Genomic DNA, 16,037 nt, shown 5'->3' with positions numbered 1-16,037 from the left:
TCCTAAAAGTTCGCTTTCCCATGAACGACGCTGTAGAGCATCGTCACAAAGCCCTCCTCCCCAAGATAGCGTGGGTCATAGGGCACACAGTGCAGTGCCTTGCGCATACGATCATGTGCGGCGCGTACCGTTTTTTTATCCGAGCCGACCACATGATAGAGCTCCGTGATCGGTGTGAGGTCAATGTTGTTGATCTCTGCATAGAGGAAGATCGTCGCAGTCAGTATCTCAGCTGTCTGCGCCCGTGCGAGATCCACCTGCGCATAGTCGAGAAAGAGATCACACATGAGCACCTGCGCGTGACGGCTGAAACCGATCTTATCCGCAATCATCTGCAGTACGCCAAGCTCCTGGGCGCATACCTGCGGATCAATCGTGCGCGGGATGGGACGCGGCAGGACGCGGCGCGGCAGAACATCGATCTGCGCGAGCGTCGAGAGCACGTGTATCGTATGACGCACGAGCGCCGCCGCACGCGCAAGGAAGTCATCCATCGTCGCCTCGGGCGCCTGCCTGCGAAAGAGTTCGTACTCACGCCGAATCGTGTCGCCGATCCGCTGCTGCAGGCGCTTGCTCGCGGGGATTGCCGTGATGTAGTTGAGCATCATCATGCCCTCGTCACAGATGTGCCCGAAGAGAATGCTCTTCGAGAGCGCCCCCGGGATATCGGGATGCGGCAGGATGACCTCCTCGTTGCGCAGGATGTCGCAGCAGACAACGTGGTCATCATACTCCTCCGTCACGGCGAGCACGGCAAAGCGTGCCGCTAGGAGATCGCGGATGATCTCGCGCTCATCGAAGTCAAGACGCTCCCACTCTTTCTCACTGTAGTGGGCAATCGGCGTCTCATCTGTTGCGATGAGGTGATAATCGAAGAAGAAATAGTCCCAAAACCTGAGCCAGAAGGTTTCCTTCTCCTCCTCAGATGCGTCCTCATATGCGTTCATGTCATAGAGATCGCCCGTATAGATCATCGCAGCACGCCCAATGTCGAGCTGATACTCAGGACAGCGAAAGTATTCGCCGATGCGGTGCAGGAGTTCGTTGAGCTGGATGTTCAGCTCCTCCATCTCAACCCGCTCGTCTTCCTCAATATCGTCGATCGTCAGCCCATCGATCTCCTCCCATGTGACACGTTCCGGCAAGCGAAACCGTCCCGTGATGTAGAACATCTCGAGATCTGCATCTAGCTCGCCAAGATCGATGTCATACTCGCCCGTCTCATCGAGATAGGTTAGGAAGGCGCGCATACGCGCAAAATAGTCCTCTGTATGACGTTTCAGCGGACGGCGGTCAATATGCTCGTCGGCATAGCGGAAGAAAAGTGCCAGATAGTCGATGCGGATGAAAAGCCGCGCGAGGGAATCGTCCCTGCGCTGAATGACTGTGAGGAAGTCCTCGATGCAGTACCAATCTGTGCAGAGATCCTCACTGCTCCGCCCACGCCACGCCGCTGCACGCAGATAACGCTCGATGAGCGTGCGCGCGACAAAGATGTTTGCGCGCCCATGTTCCAAATAGAAACGCTTGACTAACGCGTAGACATTTTCCATGAGCCCTCCCGCCATCAAGCATCTCCCCAAATACCGATTTCAATACGGTCTATCCTAACAAATGCGTGAACCAATGTCAATGCGCAAAGAAGCGGCTGCGGCATTATCTTGCCGCAGCCGCCCATATTTTATGTGAAGAGATTCTTGAACTTCTCCGTAAAGCTCTTCTGCTCTGGATTCACCGCATCGCCGCTGAGCGCCGCAAACTCCTTGAGGAGTTCCTTCTGCTTCGCCGAGAGCTTCTGTGGTGTCGTGACCTTGACACGGACGTGTTCGTCGCCGCGCCCCGCTCCGCGCAGGTTCGGAATCCCCTTGCCCTTGACACGCAGAACGGTGCCCGTCTGGATGCCCGCAGGGACTTTGAGATCAACCGCACCGTCGAGCGTTGGTACCTGAACAGTGTCGCCGAGCGAAGCCTGTACAAACGTGATTGGGATCTCGATGAGTACATCGTTGCCGCGCCGCTGAAAGAGTTCATGCGGACGGATGAAGATGTAGACGTAGAGATCGCCGCTCGCACCGCCGCGCACACCTGCCTCGCCGCCGCCCGAGACGCGGACGCGCTGTCCGTCGTCCACACCGCGCGGGATGTTGACCTTGATGGTCTTTGTAATGCGCTTGCGTCCCGAGCCATGGCAGTCAGAGCAAGGATTCTTGATGATCTTGCCCGTGCCATGACAGTGGCTGCACGTACGCGAGGTCATCATGCTGCCGAACATCGTCCGCTGCATGACCTGCTCCTGCCCGCTGCCGTTACAGGTCGAGCAGGTCTCCGCACTCGATCCCTTTGCCGCCCCTGAGCCGCCGCACGTCGGGCAGTTCTCCTCGCGTGGGATGGAGAGCTCGACCTCCTTGCCGAACGCCGCCTCCTCGAACGAGATCTCAAGATCATAGCGCAGATCGGCACCGCGCTCAGGTCCCTGCCGGCGTGCGCGGCGACCGCCGCCGCCCATGCCGAACATATCGAAGATGTCGTTCATATCGAATCCGCCGAAGCCGCCCGCCCCGCCGAAGGGGTTTCCTCCGGCAGAGCCGCCGCGCCGCGGGTCGAAGGCATCGTGACCGAACTGGTCATACGCCGCCTTCTTCTGCGGATCCTTCAGCACATCGTACGCCTCGTTGACCTCCTTGAATTTCTCCTCGGCGGTCTTCGGGTCGTCACGGTTGAGGTCAGGGTGATACTTGCGTGCGAGTTTCTTGTATGCTTTTTTGATTTCGTCGTCCGAGGCTCCCTTGGGGACACCGAGGACTTCGTAGTAATCGCGTTTCTCGCTCACGATACCACCTTACTTCTTATCGTCCTTGACTTCGGTGAACTCCGCATCGACGACGTTGTCATCCTGCGGTGCGCTCTGTGCACCCGCATTCGCATCCGCGCCCGGCGCTGCACCTGCCGCGCCCGCTGCCTGCTGTGCCTGCTGGTACGCTGCAGTGGAGAGCTCGTAGAGGGGCTGGCGTGCTTCCTCGGTCGCCGCCTTGATCGCCTCGATGTCCGAACCCTTGAGGGCTTCCTTCAGCTTGTCAACGGCAGTCTGCGTCTTGGAGACGAGCGTCTGATCGGCATTCTCGCCGAGATCCTTGATTGCCTTCTCCGCCTGATAGACGAGGCTGTCGCCCGCATTGCGCGCGTCAACGGCTTCCCGCTGCTTCTTGTCCTCGGCGGCGTGGCTCTCCGCCTCCTTGACCATGCGCTCGATATCCTCTTTGCTCATGCCGCTGTCGGACTGGATTGTGATCTTCTGCTCCTTGCCCGTACCGAGATCCTTCGCCGACACATTGACAATGCCGTTCGCGTCGATGTCGAACTTGACCTCGATCTGGGGTACGCCGCGCGGTGCGGGCGGGATGTCCGTGAGCTGGAAGCGTCCGAGCGTCTTGTTGCCCGCCGCCATCTCGCGCTCGCCCTGCAGGACGTGAATCTCAACGCCCGGCTGATTGTCCGCCGCGGTGGAGAACACCTGGCTCTTCGATGTCGGGATGGTGGTGTTGCGGTCGATGATCTTCGTGCAGACACCGCCGAGCGTCTCGATGCCGAGAGAGAGCGGCGTAACATCGAGGAGCAGCACGTCCTTGACCTCGCCGACAAGCACGCCGCCCTGAATCGCTGCGCCGATGGAGACGCACTCATCGGGGTTTACGCCCTTCGAGGGCTCCTTGCCGAGGATCTTGCGGATCGCATCCTGCACGGCGGGAATACGGGACGAACCGCCGACGAGGATGATCTTGTCGATGTCTCCGCCCGAAAGTCCTGCATCCTCCATTGCCTTGCGCGTCGGAACCATCGTGCGCTCCACGAGATCCGCCGTCAGCTCATCGAACTTCGCGCGCGAGAGCGTGAGATCAAGGTGCTTCGGTCCCGTGGCATCTGCCGTAATGAACGGCAGGTTGATGTTCGTCTGGCTCATGCTCGAGAGCTCGATCTTCGCCTTCTCCGCCGCCTCGATAAGACGCTGTGCGCTCATCTTGTCCTGCGAGAGATCGATGCCGTTCTCCTTCTTGAATTCCTCGACCATCCAGTCCATGACCTTCTTGTCGAAGTCATCGCCGCCGAGCACCGTGTCGCCGTTCGTCGCCTTGACCTCGAACACGCCCTCGCTGAGCTCAAGGATGGACACGTCGAACGTGCCGCCGCCGAGGTCAAAGACAAGCACGGTCTCATCCTGATCCTTGTCGAGACCGTAGGCGAGCGCCGCCGCCGTCGGCTCGTTGATGATGCGCAGAACTTCGAGACCCGCGATCTTGCCCGCGTCCTTTGTCGCCTGACGCTGACTGTCGTTGAAGTACGCAGGGACCGTGATAACCGCCTGCGAAACCGTTTCGCCGAGATATGCCTCTGCGTCGCTCTTCAGCTTCTGCAGAATCATCGCGGAGATCTCGGGCGGTGTGTAGTTCTTTCCGTCGATCGTCACGTGATAGTTGCCCTCGCCCATGTGGCGCTTGATGGACGAAATCGTGCGGTCAGGATTCGAGACCGCCTGGTTCTTCGCAAGACGCCCGACGAGGCGCTGCCCGTCCTTCGTAAAGCCCACGACGGACGGCGTGATGCGGCTGCCCTCAGGGTTTGTGATGACAGTCGGTTCGCCGCCCTCCATGACGGAGACAACAGAGTTTGTCGTACCAAGGTCGATACCAATTACTTTAGCCATTTTATATTCCTCCAAAATCTTATAGATGTTATTTACGTCGTTAGTTACCGGCTACCTGCACCATCGCAGGGCGGATGACCCTGCCCTTTGCCTGATAGCCCTTCTGCAATACCTGTGTGATCGTACCGTCCTCCACATCGGGATTCTCGACACGCATGACCGCCTGATGTACATTTGGGTCGAAGGGCTGCCCCTCTGCCTCAATGTGTTCAAGCCCGTGCTTTTCCATGACCTCGCGGAGCTGTGTGAAGATCATCTCCACACCCTTTTGAAATGCCTCCACATCCGTCTGTTCCACCGCCATTGCCCGCTCGAAATTATCGAGCAGCGGCAGGAGATCCGTGAGCAGGTTCTGCGTGATGACGGCAGCGAGCTCCTCCTTCTCCTTCGCCGTGCGGCGGCGAAAGTTCTCAAAGTCCGCCTGAAGGCGCAGAATGCGGTCGTTCTTTTCCTGCAGTTCCGCTGTAAGCACATCGTTCTGAGTCTCTGCAGCATCCTCCACAGTCTGTGCACCAGTCTCCTCCGCGTCGCTCACATCCTCTGCGGGCTGCTCTTCGCACGCCTCTGCGGTCAGCTCTTCCTTTTCCTGCAAGCCGTTCACCTCTCCTACCATTTCAACTGATAGATCATCTCTGTCAGATTTGTGTTCACATAGTCCAGTATGCGCATCGCCTTCGCGTACTCCATGCGCGTCGGACCGAGCACGGCAATCGTTCCGAGCAGTCTGCCGTCGACATGGTATGTCGCCGTGATGAAACTGCTGTCCCAGAACGTGCTGCTCTTGTTCTCGCGCCCGATTGTCACCTCAAGTCCCTCGCCCGCATGCGTGTGCAGAATGTCCTTGACGAGATCCTCACGCTCAAGGACGAGCAGCATCGCGCGGACGCGCTCAAGATCTTGAAACTCGGGGTTGCCGAGAAGCTGCGCTGTCCCGCCGAGGTAGAGCCGATCGTCAGATCGTCCCTCAAGGGCTCTGTGCATGACCTCGACCGCGGCGACGAAAATGGATTCGTCGCCGATGGCGTCGCGCACACGGCGCATATCTGCCTTCGTCACATCGCTGAGTGCCTTGCCCGAGAGCGTCGTATTGACCGCCCCCGCCATGCGCTGAAAGTCCGCGAATGTCGCACCGTCAGGGATCTCAACGATGCGGTTCTCCACGAAGCCCGCGTCCGTCATGAGTACGGCAATCGCGTGCGTCATGTCGAGAGGAAGGAACTGCAGCATACGAAATGTCGACTGTGCTGCCTGCGGCGCAAGTACGAGTGATACATTGTGCGTCACATCCGCAATCAGCCGTGCCGTCTCCTGAAAGACCTCGTCAAGGCGCCGCACGCGACGGCTGTACCAATCGTGAATCTTCTTCTTCTCGGCATCCGTCACCGGTGCAACAGGCTGCAAGCCGTCGACGTAGAACCGATAGCCCTTCGACGATGGAATGCGTCCAGCGGATGTATGCGGATGTTCGAGGTAGCCGAGCATCTCGAGATCCGCCATCTCGTTCCGAATGGTGGCAGGGCTGATGCCGAGATTGTATTTTCGCGCGAGTGTCCGCGATCCGACCGGCTCCGCCGATGCAATATAGTCATCGACGACCGCCCACAGGATCTGACTCTTGCGCGCGTCCAGATCGTCCGACATTCACCCTCTCTCCTCTCCTTTCAAGACGTCTCACTCGTTGTTAGCACTCTCTAAAACTGAGTGCTAATCAAAAGCTATACTGAATATACACGGTAAAAAGCAAAAAGTCAAGAGCAAAATGACAAAAAGTCAAAAGGATTTTAGAAAGGCTGCTGCACGAAACTAAAATCTTCGTGCAGCAGCCCTAAGCAGCATATGCTTTATGGAATTTTACTCCTCTTCCACCTGCCCCTTCAACACATTGAAGATGTAGACGGCGCGGATCTCCACGGGAGTCACACCAAGGTCTTCAATCGCCGTGAGAAGTCCCGAGGCGAGTATGGCACGCTCCGCCTTGCGATCCTCATTCGTAACAACCGCGAGTGCCGCCTCATCCTGCGGGTAGAGTGTCACAATACCGTTGCCAAACGTCACCTTGAAAGAACCGCTTTTCGTCTGGTAGAGGAAGCTGAGCGCCTGTTCCGACGTATTGTGGATATCCTTCGGATCCGGAATGTCCACTTTCTTTGACGACGGCTTGATCGACAACTTTTCAGGACTGTAGTTGACGGAGTAGATGCCGTCAAGATCGCGCGAGCCGCCGTCCGTAAAGAGCACAGGAATTGCCTCGGCAGTATTGCCCGGAATCTCCTCATGATAGATGCCGCGGCTGCCGCGCGTCTTCCCGAGATCGAAGCCGAACGAGCCGTCCTTCTGCTCGACGAAATCATGTGCCTCGGATGAGCCGCTCCCCGTCAGTACGACGCGATTTGCCCAGTTTGTCTGTGCCACATCCTGCGGCGGGCTGACCGTCACATGATCCGGCTGCAGACTGCGCTGCGGATCATTATACTGCGGCATGCCCTTTTGCATGAAAGCATTTCCACTGCCGGTGCCGCTCTGCGCGGCCACCGTGCTGCTCGTCGTTACGGCAGTTCCTGCAGGCGTACTCATATCGAAGCCGCGCATACCGATGCGCAGCGTTCCCGGCGCATAGCGGAAGCGATAGTTGCTGAGATTCGTCGCACCTGTATAGATAACACTGGTCGGATCAACGTGAATCGCCGATCCGTAGATGCCGCCGGGAGTCGATGCATTGATGTTCGGCGCGTAGTACAGTTGTACACCGCTGATATCATCGCCCGCGAGCAGCCCACGCCCCGTCGTGTGGTCGCCGCGCTCTGCAGCATATGCGGTTACCACAGGATTCGGCGCACCGTAGTCACGGGAAGCACTGCCCGCCGTGATAAGCACCTCACGCGGCACGATGCTGAAATGCCCATCGACGTAAGTGATGGTATAGTTCGCATCCGTCCCCGAGGAGAAGTGCGCCCCGCTCGCCTTTGTCCAAAGGCCGCTCGTTCCTGCATTCGTCGTGACGGTCGCCGTCGGGTCGATCGTCTCCGTCACATCGTCGATGGCGTCGCCGTTGACAAGCCCCGTCGTTGCAGTTGCCGCAGCGACGTTGACCTTCGCCGTGCCGCCCACATAGCCTGCTGTGCTGTTGTCCGCACCGTAGGCGCGCTGCTTATCGCCCGCCGTGATGGTCAAGGCACGCGGCGTAATGGTCAGCGTACCGCTTGCCGATGTGATGTTATAGTCCGAGGCGTAGCCGCGGCTGCCCGGCGCAAGCGCTGCATTCTCGACCTGCATCGTATAGCTTCCGACACCCGTACGCTCCGTAACGGCATTACCGCCGCCATCGACCGCTCTGACCGTATAATTTGCAAAGCTGTCGCCTGTTGCAAGCGTCCCCGTATAAGTCGGAGACGGAATTGCCACCGTATTGTTTGCAGCGCCATAGATGCGCGTACCATTCGGCGCGGTAAAGTGGATGTCGCGCGGCTTGATCGTCAGCTTGCCCGGCACATACTTGAAGTTGTAGTTGTTTGCCGCAAGCGTGCTGCCTGCCAGGCCAACCGTGTACTCGCCCGCATGAATCGCGCCCTGCGCAAAGCCCGTCGTCTTCGTCGCATCCGCAATCGGGGTATAGGAAACAGCCCCCGAAATGCCCGCTGTTGCCGCGGTCTGGCTGTTCGCGAAGTTTGTGAACGTAACGCCGTTCATTCCGGTGTAATTGTGCGGATTGCCGTTATAGTCGACTGTCTCCGTCTTGCCCGTAACTGTTACTTCACGCGGCACAATGCGGTAGTCGACCGTGATCTTGTAGTTGAGATCGTTGTGTCCCTGATAGGTGATCTTCTCATTGGCAACGGTCGAATCCGACCCGTAGGTACGCGCACCTGCGCGCACGGCCGAATCGGTCGCCGCGTTCGTGACCGTGCCGTCCGCCGTATTGATGTCGGCATTGACGTTCGTCAGCTTCGTCGTCCCGAAGTTATGCGTGCCCGAGTCAATCACATGGGCGCGAATATAGTCAACCTCATCCTTGTCGAGCGCACGGCGCTTGAGGTTGCCGTCGTCTTGGATATGGAAGCCCGCCGTCGAGTTGAAGAAGGCCGAATTATCGTCACCGTAGGTGCGCGTCGAGTAGAACTTCAGCTCCGGCTGATACTTGTAGAACATGGCGTTCTTGCCGGGCGGAACAGGGAAGGCGCTGCGGTTGTTGTAGTCCACGCCGTATTTGCGGAACTCGAAGACGAGACCGTCGATCTCGTTCTCAACCGAATCCTCCGTATGCACGACATAACGCTGGCCGGGGTCGGTCTTGATGGCATTGGCGCCGCCCTTGTTCTTGAACGCACCTCCCTGTGCCTCGATGACGACATCGGACGTGCCCGTGCCGACGATCTGTCCGCCGGGCGCAATCGTAACGTTGCCGCCGTTCTTGTTTGTAATGTTGATCGGAGCGTTGTTGCCCGTGATCTTGCCCGTAACGTTCGTGCCGCCCTTTGTCTCGACATTCACACCTGTTGCAGACGTGATATTGCCAAGGTTCTTGATCTCGTTCGCACCCGTGAGGTTCACGGAGTTTGCTTCCACCTCAAGTGTCGGAACGGATTTGAGGACACCCGTCGAGACCACATTGCCGCCCGTCTTGATGGAGACGGCATCGGCAAGTCCCTCGGGCAGATCGACATTGCCGACCTTGATATCCCCCGCATTCTGACCGCCGATGCGGATCTTCTTAAATCCCTTGCCGTCGGGGTTCTTCTGCAAGAGGCCCGTGCCGCTGAAGATGTCGGATGGCAGGACAAGTCCCGAGGGTGTGCCGCCTCCCCCGGGGGTGCCGAAGTTGAGCGTCTTGCCGGGCGTATAGGTATCAAAGGATACATCTCCGTGCCCCGTGATCGTACTGCCGTTCGCCGTATTGAGTTGGTCCGTATTGATGGCGACATTGCCGTCATGATTGCGGTCAGCACCGTCTGCATTGATATGTGCATCGTCGAGGTTGACTTCGCGGCTGGCGACGGTATAGTCCCTGCCGTGTGTATTGATCGTGCCCGAAATGTTGACGCCGCCCGAGCCGCTCGTGATTGCCTGCTGGATGTTGACACGGAACGGCATATCAATCGTGCCGCTCTGATAGAGCCGCCCGCCGCCCGCACGGTCGCCGATGTTGATAATCTCGTATTCCCAGAACTGGCGGTTGTTGCCATTGAAATACTTGTCAAGCAGGGAGAGCTTCGTCGGGTCGTTCACATTGCCGCCGAGCTTGACATCCCGATTGGGCGACATTGGCAGGATGTTGAGCGCCTTGTTGCCCTTCATCTTTCCATTGAGGTCGATCGTGTCGGTCTTGAGCGTGAGTGCACCCGTGCCCGTATCGACGGAACTTCCCGCCGCCGTACTCAGATCCTTCGATTCGAGTGCGAGATCGTTTCCGTTCGTCCCTATCTTTGCCGAACCGTCGACCGTCATTGTGCCTGCAGTTTTCCCTGAGCGGATCGTCGTTGGATCGACGAAGTTCAGTGTTCCGCCGACCTTCGTCGCGCCCGTCGCATCTTCGCGTCCGAGATAGACATGCTTGAAGCCGTCCTTGATCTTATTCCCGCCAAAGAGATTTTCGGAGAGCGTCAGTCCCGTACCCGCCGCGCCAACGTTCAGATTCGTCGCGGCAGTTGCCTGCTGTATGGTCAGATTGCCCTTGCCCTCAATTGCTTCGTTAAAGGTCATCGCGTCGGCGGAGAGAGCAATGTCGCCCGCCGTGCCGCCCGACTCACCTGCCTTGACCCCCTTGATCGTACGTGAAGGAACGGGTGCGCCCTCAGGCGTTGTAATCTGCCCGATGGTCAGCGCATCCGACTTCACCTTGACGGAGAGTGCATCTGCCGCAAGTGTGCCGATTTCATTATCCTTTTCAAGTGCGATATTGCCGCCGAGTGCGGCGAGATTCGTCGCCGTGATCTTGCCCGCCGTCTGATTCGCCGATGTCTTGGCGTTGACGGTCAGCGTCTTGCCCGCCGCGAGCGTCATATCTCCTGCGAAGTTGATCGTATCCGCCTGCAGCGTCACGTCCTTCCCGAGGGAAGAATTTTTCACATTGATTGTGCCCTGCGTGCCATTGCCGATGGCGTAATGTGAAAAGTCCGGACCAAATACCTGTGTGAACTTATTGTTCGTCAGCTGAAGGTCGCCCGTCGCACTGTCGCCAAGCCCGATGGTCTTCGAGCCATTGTACGTGCCGATGCCGAGCGTGCCCGTGCCCGTAACGGACGGACTGCCGCTGCTCGGAGTGAGGTTCGTGATGCTGTTTGTATAGAGGTTCAGCGCACTGCCCGCACCAATATTCATTTTGCCGCCGGTCGGGTTCTCGATAGATCCCGTCGTCAGCGTCACATTGTAGGGCTTGCCCGATCCGTCCGTGCCGACCTTCAGACCGCCTCCACCGATTGTGACCTTGCCCGTCTCCGCCGTCTTGACGACGACGCGATTATTTGCCTTAAGGCCGTCGATCGTAACCGTCTGGCTGCGGTTGTCGCCGAGAACAAGCTCGCTGAACTGATTGCCGAAGAGCTTGCCGTTGAGCTGGTCACTCGTGATGTGGAGTCCCGCACCCGCCGCAGAACTATTGAGCGTCAGATCACCCGCTGTCTTGCGCGTGATGACGAGCCCGCTCTTGCCGGTGATGTTCGTCGTGTTGTCGTCCGCTGCGGGCGTGATGATCTCATCCGTATGCACGCGCAGCGCCCCCTGCGTATCCGTCCCCGAGTCGAGCTGTGCGCCCGCATCGAGCTGCAGCTTGTTGCCCGTCACGTCGACCCAGACGGGCGTGGAGCCGGGGGCGACCTGCACTTTGGCGTTGTCCTTCAGAACGACATCGTCGTTTCGTGCGTTGAGTGTTGCCTGTGCATAGTTTCCCTCGACCATCAGCTTGGCACCCTGTTCCAGCTCGATTTTTCCGTCCGTCTGGATATTGATTTCCGCGCCTTCGCCCTTCTGGGTTGCGCCCAAGCCTTTCACATGGACGGTCTTGCCCTGCTTGACGGTAAAACCACCGGTGATGACCGATGCGGGATCATGCCCCGCCTGCGACGTATCTGCGCCAATCGTGAGTTTCGTTCCCTTACCCTCGATGGTGAGATTATCGCGCACCTCGACACCGAGCTTGCCTGACGCATTGATGGACTTGTTGACCGTTCCGCCGTAGAAATAGAGATGCTGATCGCCCGCGACATCGAACCCGCCAAATCCATCCAGCACGTCATTGATCGTACGGTAGGAAATGCGGTAGCCATTGGACGGCACACCGGCGGCATCGTCCTTGATATAGATATCCTTCCCCGAGGGAACACCGCTGGTCTTGACCTTGCCGTCCTTCTGCCCGAGGATCTTGCCTGCACCGAGGTCAAGCCCGCCCGAGAGGTCGAGCTCCAGATTCTTGACGGCGAGCGTATCGCCTGTGTTCGGCAGAGTGGCGGTACTCGCCTTGATCTTCATATCGGACTTGCCGTCCGCGCCCGCCTTGTTCGTGCCTTCAAGCTTGACATTGCCCGTTGTCTCGATGTCCGACGGATTCTTGAACGTCGCCCCCTTGATGTTGATATCGCCCGTCTGCGTTGCGCCGCCGATCTTGATCTTGCCGTAGTTCGTATTGTCAATATTCCAGTCACCCGCACCTGTACCGATGCTGATGGTCTGGGCCTTATTTGCCTTTTCGAGCGTGAGCTGCTTACCGACATTGACCTTATTGCTGCCAAGGTCGAGGTCATCTGCCTCAATCTTCGTGTCGTCCGTCGAGGTCAGCTTGCCCTCGACTGTGAGCTTCTGCCCCGCCGCCATCTTGATATCCGTCGATTTCGTCTTGAGGCCATCGACATTCTTCGCGGGATTTACCGTGCGGTCTTCGACGACGGCGACCTTCATGTGGACACTGTTCTTGAGCTTCAAACTGCCGTCCGACATATCGGCAGCAATGTTTTCGATCTTGTTCGACTGCGTGCCGAGATCCATCGAGCCTTTGCCGAGAAGCAGCAGATTGCCAACCTCAATCGGTGCGCTCTGGGTCAGACCATCGCCATGCAGGGCAAGCGTGTCGTCGGCTGCGCCGTGTACCGTGCCCGTGATGGAGAGTGCACCGTTCGTCAGAATGCTCGTATACGTCGGCAGATTGCCGCTCGAAATGCCCGCAATGGTCGCCGTTCCTGCGTTCGTCTTGTCGCCAATGCTGACATTGTGGAAATTACCCGCCTTGAGCTTTGCGAATCCATCGTCCGATACCAGTCCACCTGTACCTCCGACGGTAAAGTTCCCCGCCGTCTTCGGCTTCACGGAAAACGTACCCGCGCCCGCCGTGTCGGCAAACGTAACATTGTTCCAGTTCGTGATACCATCCGTCACCATGGTCATTGTGCCCGCACCCGCCGCGAGGTTTGCACCTGCGCCAAAGTCAACGGCATTCGCCTTGAATGTCGTATCCTTGCCGCTAGCATTCGTGAGCACACCCGTGAACTTAATCGTCGATGCAGATTCCGCCGTCAGCGGTGCCTTGACATTCGCCGTACCGACTTCGACGGCTCCCGTCTGATCATTGCCAAGGTGGATTTCACCCGTGCCCGAATCGATAAAGTCAAGATTCGGCAAATCAAGATCGGCGGCACTCGAAGAACCGACAGACATCGTCTTGCCCGCCGTCTTCGTCTCAACCGTGACTTTTCCGTTTGCACTCGAAAGAGTGCCCTGCGCTCCCGTGGGGAGCGTCAGCGCATCCGTCTTGAGATGGATCGTGCCGCCAGCCGTCGACACCTTGCTCGCCGTGTCAAAATTGACCGCCGCCGCTTCGAGCGATGTCGCCGCCGCGCCCGTCGACTTGACCTCAGCATTCGCATCGAGCTTGAGCGTGCCGCTCGCCTTGAGCTTCATCGCGCCCGCGCCGTTCGTGATGCCATGCGCACCGACCGTGAGGTCGCCCGTGACGTCGATGTCCGCACCGTCCGCTGCCGTCGTCAATCCCGTATCTTCACCGATCTTGAGATTCGTGCCGTTCTTGAAGGCCAGTCCCTTCGCCGCGCCGTCGAGCTTTCCGACGGCATGCGTTCCTGTGAGGTTCACCGTCGCAGCCGCCGCATCGAGCACGAGCGCATCCGAAGTGATGACGCCCGCACCTGTGATGGCATTCTTCGAACCAAGCGTCAGCGCATGACCTGTGGCGACATTTACCGCGCCGCCGACGGTCAGCGTACCTGCACCCGAATCGATGGCGAGATCGCTGCCCGCCGTCACGCCGCCGGCGTTGATGTTTGCCGCCTTGCTCGCGTCGCCGACTGTATTCTTATAGAAGTTCCGAATCTTTCCCGTGCTCGTGAACGTATCGCCTGCGAGATCAAGCCCGCCCGAACCCGTGCCGAAATTGATGGTCTTGCCGTCCGAGAGCGTCCAGACCTTTGCCGAGCCTGCCGGGTCGTTGTCGCCCGTGATCGTCCCTGCGAGGTCGATGGAATCCGTGCGCAGCTCGACCGTGCGCGTCGTAATGCCTGAGCCGCTGTCGATGGAGATTCCCTTGGCAAGCGCCGCATTGGTTCCCGTGGACTTGCCGATCAGCGTGACCTTGCCCGTGCCCGCCGTAATCGTCGTACCCGCGAGCGATACGCCCGCCGCATCCGCCGTCGTGCTGCCCGCGAGTTCGACATTGCCGCCCGCCGTACCGCCTGCGTCCGTGGTATTGATCACGGCATGGTCGAGCGTGATGCCCGCCTCGCCCGCACTCTGCGAGTTGGCAAAGCCGACGCCGCTGTCCATGAGACCGCCGCCGATCTTGACATTGCCGCCGAGCGTCGTGATATTCTTGCCGCTTGCAACAGTGACACTGCCGCCCGCACGGTGGTTCGTGTCGGAGGTGATGTCCACATTCAGCTTGCCCGCCGTCGAGCTGATATCGGCGTTGATATTGACACTGCCCGTTGCCTTGAGCGAAAGGGTCGCATCGCCGCCCGCCGTCTTGGTGATGGCATCCGATACGGTAATGGAGTTGTCGTTCGGCCCCGTAAGGTTCGCCGTCTGGATGCTGACGGATGTGCCGCCGTTCAGCGAATTGGTGACCGTCTGTACGTCTGCCATTGACCCTTTTTCCGGATCGCCTGCGATACGGGTCTTGACCTCGATATCACCTGGGTCGATCAGCCATTCACCCGCCTTTCCCGTCTCGGACGAAGCGTTGACTGCACCCGTGATCTGCACCTGTGCACCCGAGGTCTCGACCGCACCGCCCACGCCCGTTCCCTTGCCGCGTGCCGTGATCTCGCCCGCGAACTGGGTCATGCCGTCCGACCAGACGGCGACCGTGCCGCCTGCGTTCCCCGCTTGTGTGGCGTCCGCACGTACCGCCGCACCGCGCTCGATCGTGACGTTCTGCGCATGTGCGAGGTCGCCCGTGCCCTGCCAGCCGCCGCCGATCTCCACCGTACCGCCCTGCGCACCGCTCACATCCGTCACACTGCCGGAGGAAAGACGCACATCGTTTGCCGTCATACGAACTGTGCCCGCACGTCCGTCAAGGCTCGCGGCACGTACGATCCCCTCCTGATTGACCGCCGAGCGCGTCAGTGCATCACCCGTCGCTGCAGACATGAAAACGAGACCTCCGTCCGCTTCGACGAGACCTTTATTCGTAACCGCCTGCTCCATCGCCGCTCTCGTCGGGACGACCGAAACCTTGCCGTCGCCGTTGAAGTCAAGCGACACAGCTTCACCCGATGCAAGGACTGCCGCGCCCTTCTTCGCAACAATAACGCCCTCGTTCACAACATCCTTGCCGAGAAGGGCTACCGTTCCCTCATTTTTTGCAATGAGCGAGGCGCGGTTGATTACCTTGCCGTCATTCGGTGTACCGACAAAGGCGTACTTCCCCGCCATAAAGTCAGCATTGGTAATGTTCATCGTGGAGGCAACAATTGAGCCTGCATCCACCTGTGCACCGGGCGCAAAGAGCACGCCCGCAGGGTTGACGAGGAAAACGCGGCCGTTCGCCGAGAGCGTGCCGAATATCTCAGAGGGATTCCCTCCGAGCACACGGTTCAGCAGCGCTGCCTGTGCATTCGGCTGATGGATATTGACGCGCTCGCCCGCACCGATATTGAACGAATTCCAGTTGATAACGGCGTTCTGCGTTGCCTGATGAATCGCCATCTCTGTCTGCGATGCGGCAATCTCTGCAGCACCTGCCGCGACCTGTCCGCCCTGCGGCAGCGCCATCGCGTGATTCATGCCGCTTACCATCATGGCGCCCGCCGCTAATATACCGACGCTGCGGCGCATACGCCCGCGACGCTGTTTTCTCATCATGCTCATATTGATACCCCTTCAATCAAAACACAGTGGT

The 16,037-nt window shown here is 58.9% G+C and carries 6 protein-coding genes; all 6 read right to left on the bottom strand.

Features of this window, described 5'->3' with window-relative positions:
• Nucleotides 1–2: 2 nt before the first annotated feature.
• The 6 genes from BCS37_RS03760 to BCS37_RS03735 all read right to left on the bottom strand — a co-directional run bounded on the left by BCS37_RS03760 (nucleotide 3) and on the right by BCS37_RS03735 (nucleotide 16,006).
• Nucleotides 3–1,553 (bottom strand): hypothetical protein, encoded by a 1,551-nt coding sequence (locus tag BCS37_RS03760; RefSeq protein WP_069181536.1) that lies wholly within the window; start codon nucleotides 1,551–1,553, stop codon nucleotides 3–5.
• 128 nt (nucleotides 1,554–1,681) lie between these two features.
• Nucleotides 1,682–2,830, bottom strand: coding sequence for a molecular chaperone DnaJ (gene dnaJ / locus BCS37_RS03755; RefSeq protein WP_069180222.1), 1,149 nt, complete (start codon nucleotides 2,828–2,830; stop codon nucleotides 1,682–1,684).
• A 9-nt stretch (nucleotides 2,831–2,839) separates the two neighbouring features.
• The gene (gene dnaK / locus BCS37_RS03750; RefSeq protein ID WP_069180221.1) at nucleotides 2,840–4,699 is read right to left on the bottom strand and encodes a molecular chaperone DnaK; all 1,860 of its coding nucleotides are present in this window, start codon (nucleotides 4,697–4,699) and stop codon (nucleotides 2,840–2,842) included.
• Between the two features lie 40 nt (nucleotides 4,700–4,739).
• Complete coding sequence (grpE, locus tag BCS37_RS03745; RefSeq protein WP_069180220.1) at nucleotides 4,740–5,312, bottom strand: nucleotide exchange factor GrpE; 573 nt, start codon at nucleotides 5,310–5,312, stop codon at nucleotides 4,740–4,742.
• Nucleotides 5,306–6,340, bottom strand: coding sequence for a heat-inducible transcriptional repressor HrcA (gene hrcA / locus BCS37_RS03740; protein ID WP_069180219.1), 1,035 nt, complete (start codon nucleotides 6,338–6,340; stop codon nucleotides 5,306–5,308). The genes grpE and hrcA overlap by 7 nt, the downstream gene beginning before the upstream one ends.
• A 210-nt stretch (nucleotides 6,341–6,550) precedes the next feature.
• Nucleotides 6,551–16,006 carry a two-partner secretion domain-containing protein gene (locus tag BCS37_RS03735; protein WP_069180218.1) on the bottom strand — a complete coding sequence of 3,152 codons (9,456 nt, stop codon included), beginning with the start codon at nucleotides 16,004–16,006 and terminating at the stop codon, nucleotides 6,551–6,553.
• Nucleotides 16,007–16,037: the final 31 nt, after the last annotated feature.

Origin of the sequence: Selenomonas sp. oral taxon 920 (assembly GCF_001717585.1) — a bacterium.
GTDB lineage: Bacteria > Bacillota > Negativicutes > Selenomonadales > Selenomonadaceae > Centipeda.
This window is presented reverse-complemented; position numbering and strand designations above follow the sequence as displayed.